The organism is Klebsiella sp. 18074 (assembly GCF_902705905.1).
In the GTDB taxonomy this organism is placed as follows: domain Bacteria; phylum Pseudomonadota; class Gammaproteobacteria; order Enterobacterales; family Enterobacteriaceae; genus Klebsiella; species Klebsiella terrigena.
On sequence record NZ_CACSIS010000016.1, the window covers coordinates 137,654 to 151,798 of the forward strand.

Sequence of the window (14,145 nt, forward strand, 5' to 3'; positions counted from 1 at the left end):
AGGGCCTATGGCGCCAGCGCCAGAACCTCCGCGACCCAGCGCTGGAAGCCTGCGACGTCCAGGTCCAGCGCCACGCTGGCGTTCGCCGGCTGACCAAGGCGTCCTTCGATGTCGACGACGGTGGTGCCGGCGGTCCAGGTTCCTTGCGTTTCCACCGCCACAAAACACGGTTTGAGCGTAAACAGTTCCGGGCGAACCAGCCACGCAATTGCGCACAGGTCATGCATACGCAGGCCGCTCTCCATGCTGCCGCTGCGGTAGTGGCTGAACAACGCGTGGAGCATTTTGCCGGTCCTGTTGAGCGTCGGCAGCGTGGCGAGATATTCCGGAGCGAGTATTGCCTGATTGGTGACGTCCAGCCCGCACATGACGATTTCCAGCCCGCTATTGAAGACTTTGGCTGCCGCTTCCGGGTCGATGGCTATATTGAACTCCGCATTCGGCGTAAAGTTACCGCGCCCGGCGGAGCCGCCCATAATCACCAGACGGCGGATGTTAAAACGGCATTCGGGATATTGGGTCAGCAGTAGCGCGATATTGGTTAACGGGCCAATGGCCACCAGCGTCATCGGTTCCGGGGCATGCATCAGCGCATCGCGAATGGCCTGAAACGCCGGTTTCGGCAGCGGCTGGCAGCGATGCTCGACAAACTCATAGCCTTCCATCCCCGACTCGCCGTGAACGGAGGCCGCATCGCGCAGCGGGCGCAGCAGAGGCATTGAAGCGCCCTGGGCCAGCGGCACGTCGGCGTTCCAGAAATGCAGCAGCTGCAGCGCATTGCGGGTGGTTTTTTCCACCGACACGTTGCCGGCCACCGTGGTCATCAGCTGCAGATCCAGCTCAGGCGCAAACAGCGCCGCAGCGATTGCCGCCGCATCATCAATGCCGGGATCGGTATCAAGAACTATCGGTAAGCGCATAAATTCTCCAAAAAAATGCCAGACGTTAAGTCTGGCATCTTCGCATACTGACGGCGTAAAGAACTTATTCTACTTCACGGACGTCAACCCGCAGCTCTTTCGGCACTTCAAAGACGATGTTCTCTTCGCGACCTTCCAGCGGCACCGCGTCGCCGCCGCCAAGCTCCTGCAGACGAGCAATCACGTTCTGTACCAGGATATCCGGCGCCGATGCGCCGGCGGTCACGCCCACGCATTTGGCCGCTTTGACCCACGGCTCCTGGATATCGGCCGCATCATCGATCAGATACGCCGCTTTCCCCATGCGCTGCGCGAGTTCGGCCAGACGGTTGGAGTTGGAGGAGTTCTTCGACCCCACCACCAGCACCACGTCCGCCTGCTCCGCCAGCGCGCGTACCGCTTCCTGACGGTTAGTGGTGGCGTAGCAAATATCGTCTTTACGCGGCCCGACGATTTTCGGGAAGCGCTGGCGCAGGGCGTCAATGACGTCGGAGGTGTCATCAACGGAGAGCGTGGTCTGGGTCATAAACGACAGCCTGGCGTCGTTTTTCACTTCCAGCGTCCAGACATCGTCCGGCGACTCCACCAGGTACATGCCCCCCTGCGGGTTGCTGTACTGACCCATCGTCCCCTCAACTTCCGGGTGACCGGCGTGACCAATCAGAATCGACTCTTCGCCGCGGCGGCTGGCGCGAGCCACCTCCATATGGACCTTGGTCACCAGCGGACAGGTGGCATCGAAAACCGTCAGATCGCGGCTTTTCGCCTCGTTACGTACCGCCTGAGAGACGCCATGGGCGGAGAAAATCAGGATCGCGCCGTCCGGCACTTCGCTGATTTGCTCGATAAAAATAGCGCCGCGCTTGCGCAGGCTATCGACCACATAGCGGTTATGCACCACTTCATGACGAACATAGATCGGCGCGCCATACAGCGTCAGCGCGTTTTCAACAATGCTGATAGCGCGGTCAACGCCGGCGCAGAAGCCGCGCGGGTTAGCCAACAGGATCTGCATTTTACTCCTCCAGCGCCGGATCGACTTCCAGCACTTCAATATCAAAATGAACGGTGCGCCCGGCCAGCGGATGGTTGAAATCAACGGTGATTGAATCGCCGTTAACTTCCCGAATCACGCCGGGCATTTCGCTGCCATCCATTGCGGTAAAGAGCATAATTGCGCCAATTTCCGGCTCGCCCGCATCGATAAACTCGCGGCGGGAGAAGTACTGAATCAGGTCCGGGCTGGGTACGCCAAATGCGGCATCAGGCTCGAGGGAGAAGTTGGTTTTATCCCCCGCCTTCAGCCCCAGCAGGTGCTGCTCAAGCCCCTCGGTGAGCGAAGCGTCACCGAGACGGAACAGCGCCGGCTTGCCGTTATTGCGCGTAGACTCCGCGGTGGAGCCATCATCAAGTTTCAGCGTGAAGTGCACCAGCACCCCGCTGTTGCTCTGTACAGAGTTTGACATGCAGGTTTGCTCTAGGTTAGTTCTGCGTTTACCCCGCGTAGCGGCAAGACCGCCGGCGGGGTACGCTTATAATGTAGGCCGGGCTGGCGTAAACGCCACCCGGCAAGGATTACGCGGTTTTCTTCGCAGCGCCGGGCAAAAAGCCTTCCAGCACAATCAGCGCCGCGCCGATACAGATGGCGGTATCGGCCAGGTTGAAGGTGGCGAAATGCCACTCACCGACGTAGAAATCAATCATATCAACGACAAAACCGTGCCACAGCCGGTCGAACAGGTTGCCTAACGCCCCGCCAATAATCAGCGCGTAGGCGATGTTATTGAGCTTCTGCGTCGCCTTCGAGCGGTACATCAGTACCGTCAGAATCACGCAGATGCCGAGGGCAATCCCCGCAAAGAACCAGCGCTGCCACCCGCCGCTATCGGCGAGGAAGCTAAAGGCCGCACCGTAGTTGCGCGCATAGTGCAGGTTCAGCGATGGGAACAGCGAAACCGTATCCCCCAGAGCAAAGTTCTGGAGGATCAGGAATTTGCTGCCCAGATCGATAATCAGCACGGCGACGACGACCCACAGCCAGCGTAGCCCGGTTGAACAGACAGATTTACTCATCAGGCAAACTTACGTTGTTCGCCGTCACCGGCGACGTTGCTGACACAGCGACCGCAGATTTCCGCGTGTTCCGCCACCTTGCCGACGTCGCTGGTGTAGTGCCAGCAGCGTGGGCACTTATCGCCTTCCGCTTTGCTCAGCACAACCCGCAGACCCTTCAGCAGTTCGCTCTGCCAGGCATCAGCCGGCGCCTGTGCGTAATCAGCCACTTTCGCCCCTGAGGTTAACAGGACAAAGCGCAGCTCGTCGCCCAGCGCATTCAGCTTGGTCGCCAGCTCGCTATCCGCATACAGCGTGACCGCCGCCTCAAGAGAGCCGCCCACCAGTTTGTCGGCGCGAGCCTGCTCGATAACCTTGTTCACTTCACCGCGCACTTTTAGCAGTTCGTCCCAGAAGCCGTCGTTCATCGCTTCATCGTCGGCCAGGCCGAACAGGCCTTCATACCACTCACCGGTGAAGACGTATTTCTCGCGGGAACCCGGCAGGTAGCCCCAGATTTCGTCGGCGGTGAAGGACATGATCGGCGCCATCCAGCGCACCAGCGCTTCCACGATGTGGAACAGCGCGGTCTGACAGCTGCGACGCGCCACGCTGTCCGCTTTCGCGGTGTACTGGCGGTCTTTGATGATGTCGAGGTAGAACGACCCCATTTCGATGGAGCAGAAGCGCATCAGGCGCTGCACCACTTCGTGGAAATCGTAGGACTCGTAGGCTTTGAGGATATCGTCCTGCGCCGCTTGCGCGCAGCTCACCGCCCAGCGATCGAGCACTACCATCTCTTCCGGTTTCACCATGTCGGTCAGCGGGTCGAAGCCGTTAAGGTTCGCCAGCAGGAAGCGCGCGGTGTTACGGATACGACGATAGCTGTCGGCGGCGCGTTTGAGGATCTCATCGGAGACCGCCATTTCGCCGGTATAGTCGGTGGAAGCCACCCACAGGCGCAGGATATCCGCGCCCAGCTTGCTCATCACGTCCTGCGGAGAGACGGTATTACCGATGGATTTGGACATCTTGCGGCCCTGGCCATCAACGGTAAAGCCGTGGGTCAGCACCTGGCGATACGGCGCTTTGCCCTTCATCGCCGTGGAGATCATCAGCGAAGACATGAACCAGCCGCGGTGCTGGTCGGAACCTTCCAGATACATATCGGCGGCGTGGCCGGAAAACTCCGGACGCACGTCAACCACCGAGGAGTGGGTAGAACCGGAGTCGAACCACACGTCGAGGGTATCCGGCACTTTCTCGTAGCTGTCGGCATCGGCACCGAGGATGTCGCGGGAGTCGAGATCCCACCACGCCTGAATACCGTCAACCTCAACGCGCTTCGCCACTTCTTCCATCAGCTCCAGGGTGCGCGGATGCAGCTCCTGGGTCTCTTTATGCACAAACAGGGACATCGGCACGCCCCAGGTACGCTGACGAGAAATACACCAGTCAGGACGGTTGGCAACCATTGATTCGATACGCGCCTGGCCCCAGTCCGGGATCCACTGTACGCCTTTAATCTCTTTCAGCGACTGCGCGCGCAGGCCTTTCTGATCCATGCTGACGAACCACTGCGGCGTGGCGCGGAAGATGATCGGCGACTTGTGGCGCCAGCAGCACGGATAGCTGTGCTGCATTTTTTCAACGTGCAGCAGCGCGCCGCTGTCACGCAGCAGCTCAACGATAATGTCGTTGGCCTTGAAGACGTTGATGCCGTCCAGCGACGGATAGGTTCCCGGCAGGTAGGCGCCGTCAGGGCCGACCGGATTGGCGATTTCCAGGCCATATTTCTGGCTGATGGTGTAGTCGTCAGGGCCGTGGCCGCCAGCGGTATGCACCGCGCCGGTACCCGCATCAAGGGTAACGTGGTCGCCGAGGATGGCCGGAACGTCGAAGTCGAGGAACGGATGCTTAAAGCGCATCAGCTCCAGCTCTGCGCCGTTGACCACCGCGAGGATGGTGTAATCCGCAACGCCCGTACGTTTCATGACGCTTTCAACCAGGTCTTTCGCCAGGATCAGAGTCTGGCCGTCAACCTGCACCAGCGCATAGTCGAACTCCGGCGACAGGGAGATCGCGCGGTTAGCCGGCAGAGTCCACGGGGTGGTGGTCCAGATAACCAGGGAGACCGAACCGCTGACGTCGGCAACGCCGAATTTCGCCAGCACCGCCGCTTTATCGACGGCATGGAACGCCACGTCGATAGACGGAGAGGTTTTGTCGTAATACTCAACTTCCGCTTCCGCCAGCGCGGAGCGGCAGTCTACGCACCAGTGCACCGGCTTCGCACCTTTGTGCAGGTGGCCGTTGCCGATGATTTTACCCAGCGCGCGGATGATATTGGCTTCGGTTTTGAAGTCCATGGTCAGGTACGGACGCGACCAGTCGCCCAGTACGCCAAGACGGATAAAGTCTTTACGCTGGCCGTCAACCTGGGTCGCGGCGTATTCGCGGCACTTGGCACGGAACTCAGCCGCGGTGAACTTCTCGCCCGGTTTGCCGTACTCCTGCTCCACTTTCAGCTCGATCGGCAGACCGTGGCAGTCCCAGCCCGGCACGTAGGGAGAATCATAGCCCGTCAGCCCTTTGGACTTAACGATAATGTCTTTCAGAATCTTGTTAACCGAGTGACCAATATGAATGCTGCCATTCGCATAAGGAGGGCCATCATGCAGAATGAAGGTTTTTTTGCCTTTTTTCGCCGCACGGATGATGCCGTACAGATCATCATCGGTCCAACGCGCCAGCATTCCCGGTTCGCGTTTAGCGAGATCGCCACGCATCGGGAACCCTGTTTCCGGCAAATTCAGGGTGGATTTATAGTCACTCATCAGATTCTCGGTTCCGTATTTCGGTTTGATAAACACCAACAGGTTTATGCCTGCCTGGTCAGCCCAAAAAGCTCGCGGGCCGTTAACTCATCACGTGCAATTTGCGCCTTCAGCTCATCGAGCGACGCAAACCGCTGTTCGTTACGTATTTTTTTACGCAGTATTACATCTATATGGCGACCGTAGAGGTCCATTACAACGTCCAGCAGATGCACTTCCAGCTGTTGACGGACGCCGGCGACCGTTGGGCGAGTGCCGATATTGGCGACACCCGGCAAAGGTTTGTCGCCAAGCCCCGTTACTTCTACCGCATAGACCCCTTTAACCGGGGAAACCTGACGACGTAGCGGTAAATTCGCCGTCGGGAAGCCAATGGTCCGCCCCAGCTCATCGCCGTGCACCACGCGCCCGGAGATGGTAAACGGATGGCCCAGCAGCGTTTCTGCAAGGACAAGATCGTCATCCGCCAGCGCCTGCCGCACCGCGGTACTGCTGATGCGGACACCGCCTTCACAGAAGGTCTGGGTGCTGGTGATGTCGAACCCAAACTCCACCCCGGCTTTCTGTAATAACAAGAAATCCCCCTGACGACCAGCGCCAAAGCGGAAATCATCGCCCACGGCGAGGAACTGCACGCCCAGCCGGCGGACCAGCAGCTCGCTGATAAAGTCCTGAGCGGTCAGGGCGGCAAAGCGTCGGTCGAACCGCACGCACAGCACATAGTCGACGCCGCTTTCAGCCAAATAGCGCAGCTTTTCACGCAGACGCGTCAGACGTGCAGGTGCCTTATCGGCGGCAAACAGCTCCAGCGGCTGCGGTTCGAAAATCATCACTACCACCGGTAAGCCACGCTGGCGGCCCTCTGCGCGCAAGCGCTGCAGCAGCGCCTGATGCCCGCGGTGCACACCGTCAAAATTACCAATGGTCAGCACGCACCCGTGCGGGGCCTGGCTGAGATTATGTATGCCGCGTATCAGCTTCATGTCTGGCTCAAAACAGTGAAAATCGTCCGAGTATACCTTGTACAACTGGCGACGTTAACCAGCGATTGCACCTCTTCGTTGAAAGATCCCGAGAATTCATCAACTCAGCGCCGGAACGCAGGGAAAACTACGCGAGCCCGTCGATTTTTATGGTGGAAAGGCTGTATTCGCCCGCAACAAGCTGGTAGAATCTTGCGCCATCACTACGTAATAAAGCGTCGTTGTTTTAAGCGCCGCTTATTTGCACAAATCCATTGACAAAAGAAGGCTAAACGGGCATTCTCCTCGGCCTTTGAATTGTCCATATAGAACACATTTGGGAGTTGGACCTTGGCTAATATCAAATCAGCTAAGAAGCGCGCCGTTCAGTCTGAAAAGGCCCGCAAGCACAACGCTAGCCGTCGCTCTATGATGCGTACTTTCATCAAGAAAGTATACGCAGCCATCGAAGCTGGCGACAAAGCTACTGCACTGAAAGCATTTAACGAAATGCAACCGATCGTGGACCGTCAGGCTGCTAAAGGTCTGATCCACAAAAACAAAGCTGCGCGTCATAAAGCAAACCTGACCGCTCAGATCAACAAACTGGCTTAATCGCCTGGTTGTTATCGCTTTGTAGAAAAACCCGCGAAAGCGGGTTTTTTTATGCCTGAAATCTGCCGTCCGTCAGCGCGGCGGCGAGGTAAAGAGCGCCGAGTAGTCGCGGTTGCAGATACGCTGTACCGCCGGATGCTGGATCATGCGCTCGGCAAAGATGGCGTGATACTCCTCCATCACGTTCTCCATCCGACCAATCTCAATAATCGACTCGTCGTGGTAGAAATCATGCGCGTAGAGCGTCGGCGCGACAAAGATCGCATTGTGCGCCGCGCCGAACGCCTTCATCAGCGCCGCGTCATCAAACTCCCCGAGGATCTCAACCTTGAGCCCCTGCGAATTAAACCAGTTCAGCAGCTTGCGGCCAAGCATCGAACGCCGGCCGGGGATCAGCAGGCGACGCTCCTCAAGGCAGGCGGGAAACGGCTTCTCCGGCGGCGGATTCATACACCAGAAGCTCACACTGCATTCGCCGATGCGCACCGAAAACAGCCCCTCCTGCTGGGTTGAGTCGATGGGGCAGTCGGAAATAATCATATCGAGCTTATGCTGGCTCAGCTGCTCCAGCAGCATCTCGTGGGTCGATTCAAAGCAGCGGAGATGAATCTGCTCATCCTCAACCACCGCCGCATCCAGCACGCCGCTCACCAGCCGCTTCGAAAGCGCATCCGCCACGCCAACGTCGAACAGCAAATTCGACTCCTTGCGGTAGTTGACGATATCCAGCATCTCCTGGCTTAGCGTGAACATGCGGTCGGCGTAGCGGAACACCAGCTCGCCCAGCTCGCTCGGCTCCAGCCCCCTGCCCTTACGCTTAAAAAGCTTGCCCTGCAGGCGCTCTTCAAGCGCTTTAATTTGTCCGGTGATGGTCTGCGGCGTCAGAAACAGCGCTTCCGCCGCCCCAACCACGGAGCCTTCCTTGTAGACGTGCCAGAAGTAGTACAGATGGTTGTAGTTAATATGCGACATGCTTCTCTCCCTGATAATGTCCTGGAGAGCCTCTGCAGGCTCTCCGAAAGTATTATGCCGAGTGGGTGGGAACCGTTACGCGCTTGCGCAGCAGCATATATCCGCTGACGGCCGATAGCACCGAGCCGATCAGAATGCCAAGCTTGGCCCAGTTGATTAAGCCGGGGTCAGTGCTGGCAAACGCCAGGCTGGCGATAAAAATCGACATCGTAAAGCCGATCCCGCAGAGCACGCCGACCGCCATAATCTGCGTGAAATGAGTCCCTTCCGGCAGCGAAGCCCACTTCAGCTTCAGCGCCAGCCAGCAGAACAGGCCGATCCCCAGCGGCTTGCCAATAAACAACCCGGCAATAATCCCCAGCGGCAGCAGCGACGTCAGCCCCTCAAGCGTTACCCCTTGCAACGAGACACCCGCATTAGCAAAGGCAAAAAGCGGCAGGATAAGCCAGGCAACCCACGGGTGCAGAACGTGCTCAAGCTCCTTCGCCGGCGATTTGCCATCCTGCTCCTTCAGCGGGATCATAAAGCCGACAATGACCCCCGCTAAGGTGGCGTGAACCCCGGACTTCAGCACCGCGGTCCACAGCACGACACCGACCAGAATATAGATACCGGTGCGCCGCACCCCGCTCAGGTTCAGCACCGCCAGCACGCCAATGGCCCCCGCCGCCACCGCGAGCGACAGCACGGAAAGGTCGTTGGTGTAGAACAGTGCGATAATAACGATCGCGCCCAGGTCATCAATGATCGCCAGCGCCATCAGGAAAATCTTCAGCGCCACAGGCACGCGGCTGCCCAGCAGCGCCAGAACGCCCAGCGCGAACGCAATATCGGTTGCCGCTGGGATCGCCCAGCCTCCTCTGGCAATCGGGTCCTGCGCGTTAAACGCAAGGTAGATCAGTGCCGGGACGATCATCCCGCCCAGGGCGGCCAGCACCGGGAACACTGCCTGACGACGGCTGGCCAGCGCCCCTTGCATCATCTCACGCTTCACTTCGAGACCAATCAGCAGGAAGAAGACGGCCATCAGCGCGTCGTTAATCCACAGCAGCATGTTCTTGTTGATTTCCAGCGCGCCAACGCGCAGCTGAACGGGCGTTTCTAAAAAGGAGTGGTACAGACCGCTGGTGGCGCTGGTATTAGCCAACAGCATCGCCAGCACGGCGGCAAAAATGAGGATAATGCCACCGGAAGCATCGCTATTTAAAAAACGCTGCAGATGTTTCACTTTTTCTTCTCTCTTTCTGGATGATTCATCGTTTAAACTATTGTAATCGACATAACAGCTCGAAAAAATAAGTTTATTATTGCTCTTTCGATCGGTTTTTACGAAATAAAAAGAGAAGGGTTTGAAAGGAGTCCGATCGAGAGATTTCGCCATCATCAACGGATAGACGGCGATAAACAAAAAAGCCACTTCGCGATTAAAGTGGCTTTTTAAAATTTACGCTGATTAGCGCGTTAAATCGTCGAAAAATTTCTTCACGCCGTCAAAGAAGCTTTTGGATCGCGGGCTGTTGTTCTCTCCCGTCGGGCCACCGAAGCTTTCCTGTAGTTCTTTCAACAACTGCCGCTGCTTGTCGTTGAGGCCAACCGGCGTCTCAACCACCACGCGGCACAGCAGATCGCCCTGCGCGCCGCCGCGTACGGACTTGACGCCTTTACCACGCATGCGGAACAGCTTGCCGGTCTGCGTTTCGCCAGGCACCTTCAGATTCACGCGGCCGTCCAGGGTCGGGACTTCAATCTCGCCGCCCAGCGCCGCCATGGTGAAGTTAATCGGCACTTCGCAGTACAGGTTATTGCCTTCACGCTCAAAGATGGCGTGCTGCTTCACCTGGACCTGAACGTACAGATCGCCGGCCGGCGCGCCGTGCTCGCCAGCTTCACCTTCGCCAGACAGACGAATGCGATCGCCGGTGTCTACGCCTGCCGGGATTTTAACCGACAGCGTTTTGGTTTTCTCTACGCGGCCGTGACCGTGGCATTTATTGCACGGGTCTTTGATCAGCGTACCGCGTCCCTGACAGTGCGGACAGGTCTGCTGAACGGCGAAGAAGCCCTGGCGCATCTGCACCTGGCCTGCGCCGTGACAGGTCGGACAGGTCTGCGGCTTGCTGCCAGATTTCGCGCCGCTGCCGTGGCAGACGTCGCACTCTTCCAGCGTCGGGATGCGGATCTCTTTCGTTACGCCGCGAACCGCTTCTTCCAGCGTCAGATCCATGTTGTAGCGCAGGTCAGCCCCGCGCGACGCGCGCTGACGACCGCGGCCACCGCCGAAGATATCGCCAAAAACATCGCCAAAGATATCGCTGAAATCCGCGCCGCCGCCGAAACCACCGCCGCCGCCGCCCATGCCGCCCTGCTCAAACGCAGCGTGGCCGTACTGATCGTAGGCCGCACGCTTCTGGGCATCCGTCAGGATCTCGTAAGCTTCTTTGATTTCTTTAAATTTAGCTTCGGCCTCTTTATCGCCCTGGTTGCGGTCCGGGTGATATTTCATGGCCAGGCGCTTGTACGCCTTTTTGATTTCACGCTCTTCCGCTGTTTTGGAAACGCCTAAAATCTCGTAATAATCTTGCTTTGCCATTGGTGTTTTTCAGCCCCTTAACATGCGTGCACGGGCGGAGAGGAAACCTCTTCGCCCGTGCCAGTGTTTTACCCGTTCAAAGGGCGATTATTTTTTGTCTTTCACTTCTTCAAACTCAGCGTCAACGACATCGTCGTCTTTCGCGTTGCTTTCGGAAGCTTCAGCACCGCCAGCCTGCTGCTGAGCATGCTGCTGCTGGGCAATTTCCATCAGCTTCTGGGAAGCCTGGGCCAGCGCCTGCATTTTCGCTTCGATATCGGCTTTGTCTTCACCTTTCAGGGAAGTTTCCAGCGCGGTCAGCGCAGACTCGATAGCCGTTTTGTCGTCAGCCGGCAGCTTGTCGCCCGCTTCTTCAACCTGCTTACGCGTGCTGTGCAGCAGATGGTCGCCCTGGTTACGGGTCTGAACCAGCTCTTCGAACTTACGGTCAGATTCCGCGTTCGCTTCTGCTTCACGGACCATTTTAGCGATTTCTTCTTCGTTCAGACCGGAAGACGCTTTAATGGTAATTTTCTGCTCTTTACCGCTGTTTTTATCTTTCGCGGAGACGTGCAGGATACCATCGGCATCGATATCGAAGGTAACTTCGATCTGCGGCATGCCGCGCGGTGCCGGGTTGATGCCGTCGAGGTTAAACTGACCCAGTGATTTGTTATCGGAGGCGCGTTTACGCTCACCCTGAATCACGTGGATAGTTACCGCAGACTGGTTATCTTCCGCCGTCGAGAACACCTGGCTGTGCTTGGTCGGGATAGTGGTGTTCTTGTTGATCAGCGCAGTCATCACGCCGCCCATGGTTTCGATACCCAGCGACAGCGGGGTAACGTCCAGCAGCAGAACGTCTTTAACTTCACCAGTCAGTACGCCGCCCTGAACCGCTGCGCCGATAGCAACAGCTTCATCCGGGTTAACGTCTTTACGCGGCTCTTTACCAAAGAACTCGGCAACTTTCTTCTGCACCATCGGCATACGAGTCTGACCACCGACCAGGATAACGTCCTGAACGTCGGATACGGACAGGCCAGCATCCTGCAGCGCAACTTTCAGCGGCTCGATAGAGCGGTTAACCAGGTCTTCTACCAGGCTTTCCAGCTTCGCACGGGTCACTTTAATGTTCATGTGCTTCGGACCGGTGGCATCTGCGGTGATGTATGGCAGATTCACGTCGGTCTGCTGAGCGGAAGAAAGCTCGATTTTCGCTTTTTCTGCTGCTTCTTTCAGGCGCTGCATGGCCAGCGGGTCGTTACGCAGGTCAATGCCCTGATCTTTCTTAAACTCGTCAACGAGGTAGTTGATCATACGGCTATCAAAGTCTTCGCCACCCAGGTGGGTATCACCGTTGGTTGCCAGAACTTCGAAGGTTTTCTCGCCGTCAACTTCGTCGATTTCGATAATAGAGATATCGAAGGTACCACCGCCGAGGTCGTAAACCGCGATAGTACGGTTGCCGACTTCTTTATCCAGACCGTAAGCCAGCGCGGCTGCGGTTGGTTCGTTGATGATACGCTTAACTTCCAGACCCGCGATACGGCCGGCGTCTTTCGTCGCCTGACGCTGAGCATCGTTGAAGTATGCAGGTACGGTGATAACGGCTTCAGTTACCGGCTCACCCAGGTAATCTTCCGCGGTTTTTTTCATTTTCTTCAGCACTTCAGCAGAAATCTGCGGCGGTGCGGTGCGGGTACCTTTCACATCAAGCCATGCGTCACCATTGTCTGCGGCAACGATTTTGTACGGCATGATAGAAACGTCACGCTGAACTTCTTCATCCTGGAAGCGGCGACCAATCAGGCGTTTAATCGCAAACAGGGTGTTTTGCGGGTTTGTCACTGCCTGACGTTTAGCCGGCTGACCAACCAGAGTTTCACCATCCTGGGTATAAGCAATGATAGAAGGCGTGGTGCGATCGCCTTCGGCGTTTTCCAGCACGCGAGCAGTAGTGCCATCCATAATCGCTACACAAGAGTTGGTAGTACCCAGGTCGATACCAATAATTTTACCCATCTAAACGTCTCCACTAAAAATTCGATCAACATGTGGTTGTGAACCTGTAATAAGGGCGAAACGTGCGGTTTCAACTGCCCAACATCTTTTTTTTTCAGGTTCATTCACTGCGGTTGACTACAAGATGGGGTCGTCCACCGCTTCATCAAGGGGGGAGGCAAAAAAATTTTTATCTTCATCGTCCTACGAAGCCGGCCGTCGGCGAGGGAGTTTTCCCAATATGACGCCAAAAAGCGCGCTTCACGGCGTTCATCCGCTGGGGTCACCGTAAATGGACGATGAGTCTGTTTAGCGAGTCCCTCCTCGCGTTGAAAGACCAGAAGCTCGACGGTTCATAGCCTTACGAATGCCTTTGCCCGCCAGGCTTCAGGCAAATGCCCGACATCGTTTAGAGAGTGTGTAAAATTGGTGAAAAATACCTCGCCAGATCATAGACAGCCTGACGACTCCTCATTATTATGCCGCGCCCCACCGCTGAGCGACGGGGTAATGCTTCCCTTTCTAATCATTATTTTGAGGAATTATGGGTAACACTAAGTTGGCTAATCCGGCACCGCTGGGCCTTATGGGCTTCGGCATGACCACTATTCTGCTTAACCTGGCGAATAGCGGCCTTTTCGCGTTTGATGTAGCTATCCTGGCGATGGGCATTTTTTACGGCGGCATTGCGCAAATTTTCGCAGGCCTACTGGAATTTAAAAAGGGTAATACCTTTGGTTTAACCGCTTTTACGTCCTACGGCGCCTTCTGGCTGACGTTGGTCGCAATTCTTCTCATGCCGAAAATGGGCCTGGCAGAGGCGCCGAATGCGCACTTCCTGGGCATGTATCTCGGACTGTGGGGAGTGTTCACGCTGTTTATGTTCTTCGGTACCCTGAAAGCCGCACGAATGCTGCAGTTCGTCTTCCTCAGCCTGACCGTACTGTTTGCCCTGCTGGCAATTGGTCACCTGATCGATAACGAAGGCATCGTTAGAATCGCGGGCTGGATTGGTTTAGTCTGCGGCGGTAGCGCCATTTATCTGGCGATGGGTGAAGTACTCAACGAGCAGTTTGGTCGCACCGTTCTGCCAATCGGCGCGCCTCATTGATAGAAAATACCCTCGCCTTATGGCGAGGGTATTGAGCAGTCGCGCTAAGGCAGGCGCTGCAGTTCGCCAGCCACAGCGGCGCTATTTCCCCCCAGCCCCTGAC

The 14,145-nt window shown here is 56.9% G+C and carries 12 protein-coding genes; 2 read left to right on the forward strand and 10 right to left on the reverse strand.

All coding sequences use genetic code 11. The features are described 5' to 3' along the window. Positions 1 to 5 precede the first annotated feature (5 nt). From rihC to ribF, 6 genes are all read right to left on the reverse strand, one after another. Positions 6 to 920: a ribonucleoside hydrolase RihC gene (gene rihC / locus GVK32_RS17060; protein WP_159869831.1), complete on the reverse strand. Its 915-nt coding sequence runs from the start codon at positions 918 to 920 to the stop codon at positions 6 to 8. A 64-nt stretch (positions 921 to 984) separates the two neighbouring features. Then, entirely contained in the window at positions 985 to 1,935 is a 951-nt protein-coding gene (ispH, locus tag GVK32_RS17065) for a 4-hydroxy-3-methylbut-2-enyl diphosphate reductase (RefSeq protein WP_041143984.1), read from the reverse strand. Between the two features lies 1 nt (position 1,936). Then, entirely contained in the window at positions 1,937 to 2,386 is a 450-nt protein-coding gene (fkpB, locus tag GVK32_RS17070) for an FKBP-type peptidyl-prolyl cis-trans isomerase (RefSeq protein WP_041143983.1), read from the reverse strand. Between the two features lie 109 nt (positions 2,387 to 2,495). Further along, positions 2,496 to 2,993, reverse strand: coding sequence for a signal peptidase II (lspA, locus tag GVK32_RS17075; RefSeq protein ID WP_045860018.1), 498 nt, complete (start codon positions 2,991 to 2,993; stop codon positions 2,496 to 2,498). Beyond that, on the reverse strand, positions 2,993 to 5,809 hold the full coding sequence (gene ileS / locus GVK32_RS17080) for an isoleucine--tRNA ligase (protein ID WP_159869834.1): 2,817 nt from the start codon (positions 5,807 to 5,809) through the stop codon (positions 2,993 to 2,995). The genes lspA and ileS overlap by 1 nt, the downstream gene beginning before the upstream one ends. A gap of 44 nt (positions 5,810 to 5,853) precedes the next feature. After that, a complete protein-coding gene (gene ribF / locus GVK32_RS17085; protein WP_041143981.1) occupies positions 5,854 to 6,792 on the reverse strand; it encodes a bifunctional riboflavin kinase/FAD synthetase in 939 nt (312 codons plus the stop codon). A 330-nt stretch (positions 6,793 to 7,122) separates the two neighbouring features. Between ribF and rpsT the strand changes: the two genes are divergently transcribed. Then, positions 7,123 to 7,386, forward strand: a complete 264-nt coding sequence (gene rpsT / locus GVK32_RS17095) for a 30S ribosomal protein S20 (RefSeq protein ID WP_003018940.1) — start codon at positions 7,123 to 7,125, stop codon at positions 7,384 to 7,386. A 72-nt stretch (positions 7,387 to 7,458) separates the two neighbouring features. Here the strand turns inward: rpsT and nhaR are convergent, their stop codons facing one another. The 4 genes from nhaR to dnaK all read right to left on the reverse strand — a co-directional run bounded on the left by nhaR (position 7,459) and on the right by dnaK (position 12,952). Continuing rightward, positions 7,459 to 8,358 (reverse strand): transcriptional activator NhaR, encoded by a 900-nt coding sequence (nhaR, locus tag GVK32_RS17100; protein WP_041143980.1) that lies wholly within the window; start codon positions 8,356 to 8,358, stop codon positions 7,459 to 7,461. Positions 8,359 to 8,410: 52 nt separating this feature from the next. After that, on the reverse strand, positions 8,411 to 9,586 hold the full coding sequence (gene nhaA / locus GVK32_RS17105; protein WP_159869836.1) for a Na+/H+ antiporter NhaA: 1,176 nt from the start codon (positions 9,584 to 9,586) through the stop codon (positions 8,411 to 8,413). A 225-nt stretch (positions 9,587 to 9,811) separates the two neighbouring features. After that, entirely contained in the window at positions 9,812 to 10,948 is a 1,137-nt protein-coding gene (dnaJ, locus tag GVK32_RS17110; protein ID WP_041143978.1) for a molecular chaperone DnaJ, read from the reverse strand. Between the two features lie 87 nt (positions 10,949 to 11,035). Beyond that, a complete protein-coding gene (gene dnaK / locus GVK32_RS17115) occupies positions 11,036 to 12,952 on the reverse strand; it encodes a molecular chaperone DnaK (protein ID WP_041143977.1) in 1,917 nt (638 codons plus the stop codon). Between the two features lie 523 nt (positions 12,953 to 13,475). On the opposite strand from dnaK, the gene satP reads away from it, so the two are divergent. Beyond that, positions 13,476 to 14,042, forward strand: coding sequence for an acetate uptake transporter (gene satP, locus GVK32_RS17120; protein ID WP_135185203.1), 567 nt, complete (start codon positions 13,476 to 13,478; stop codon positions 14,040 to 14,042). Positions 14,043 to 14,145 lie beyond the last annotated feature (103 nt).

Bases quoted from the DNA above. Each gene is read 5' to 3' on its own strand.
- rihC (WP_159869831.1), bottom strand. From the start codon at position 920: ATGCGCTTACCGATAGTTCTTGATACCGATCCCGGCATTGATGATGCG.
- ispH (WP_041143984.1), bottom strand. From the start codon at position 1,935: ATGCAGATCCTGTTGGCTAACCCGCGCGGCTTCTGCGCCGGCGTTGAC.
- fkpB (WP_041143983.1), bottom strand. From the start codon at position 2,386: ATGTCAAACTCTGTACAGAGCAACAGCGGGGTGCTGGTGCACTTCACG.
- lspA (WP_045860018.1), bottom strand. From the start codon at position 2,993: ATGAGTAAATCTGTCTGTTCAACCGGGCTACGCTGGCTGTGGGTCGTC.
- ileS (WP_159869834.1), bottom strand. From the start codon at position 5,809: ATGAGTGACTATAAATCCACCCTGAATTTGCCGGAAACAGGGTTCCCG.
- ribF (WP_041143981.1), bottom strand. From the start codon at position 6,792: ATGAAGCTGATACGCGGCATACATAATCTCAGCCAGGCCCCGCACGGG.
- nhaR (WP_041143980.1), bottom strand. From the start codon at position 8,358: ATGTCGCATATTAACTACAACCATCTGTACTACTTCTGGCACGTCTAC.
- dnaJ (WP_041143978.1), bottom strand. From the start codon at position 10,948: ATGGCAAAGCAAGATTATTACGAGATTTTAGGCGTTTCCAAAACAGCG.
- dnaK (WP_041143977.1), bottom strand. From the start codon at position 12,952: ATGGGTAAAATTATTGGTATCGACCTGGGTACTACCAACTCTTGTGTA.
- satP (WP_135185203.1), top strand. From the start codon at position 13,476: ATGGGTAACACTAAGTTGGCTAATCCGGCACCGCTGGGCCTTATGGGC.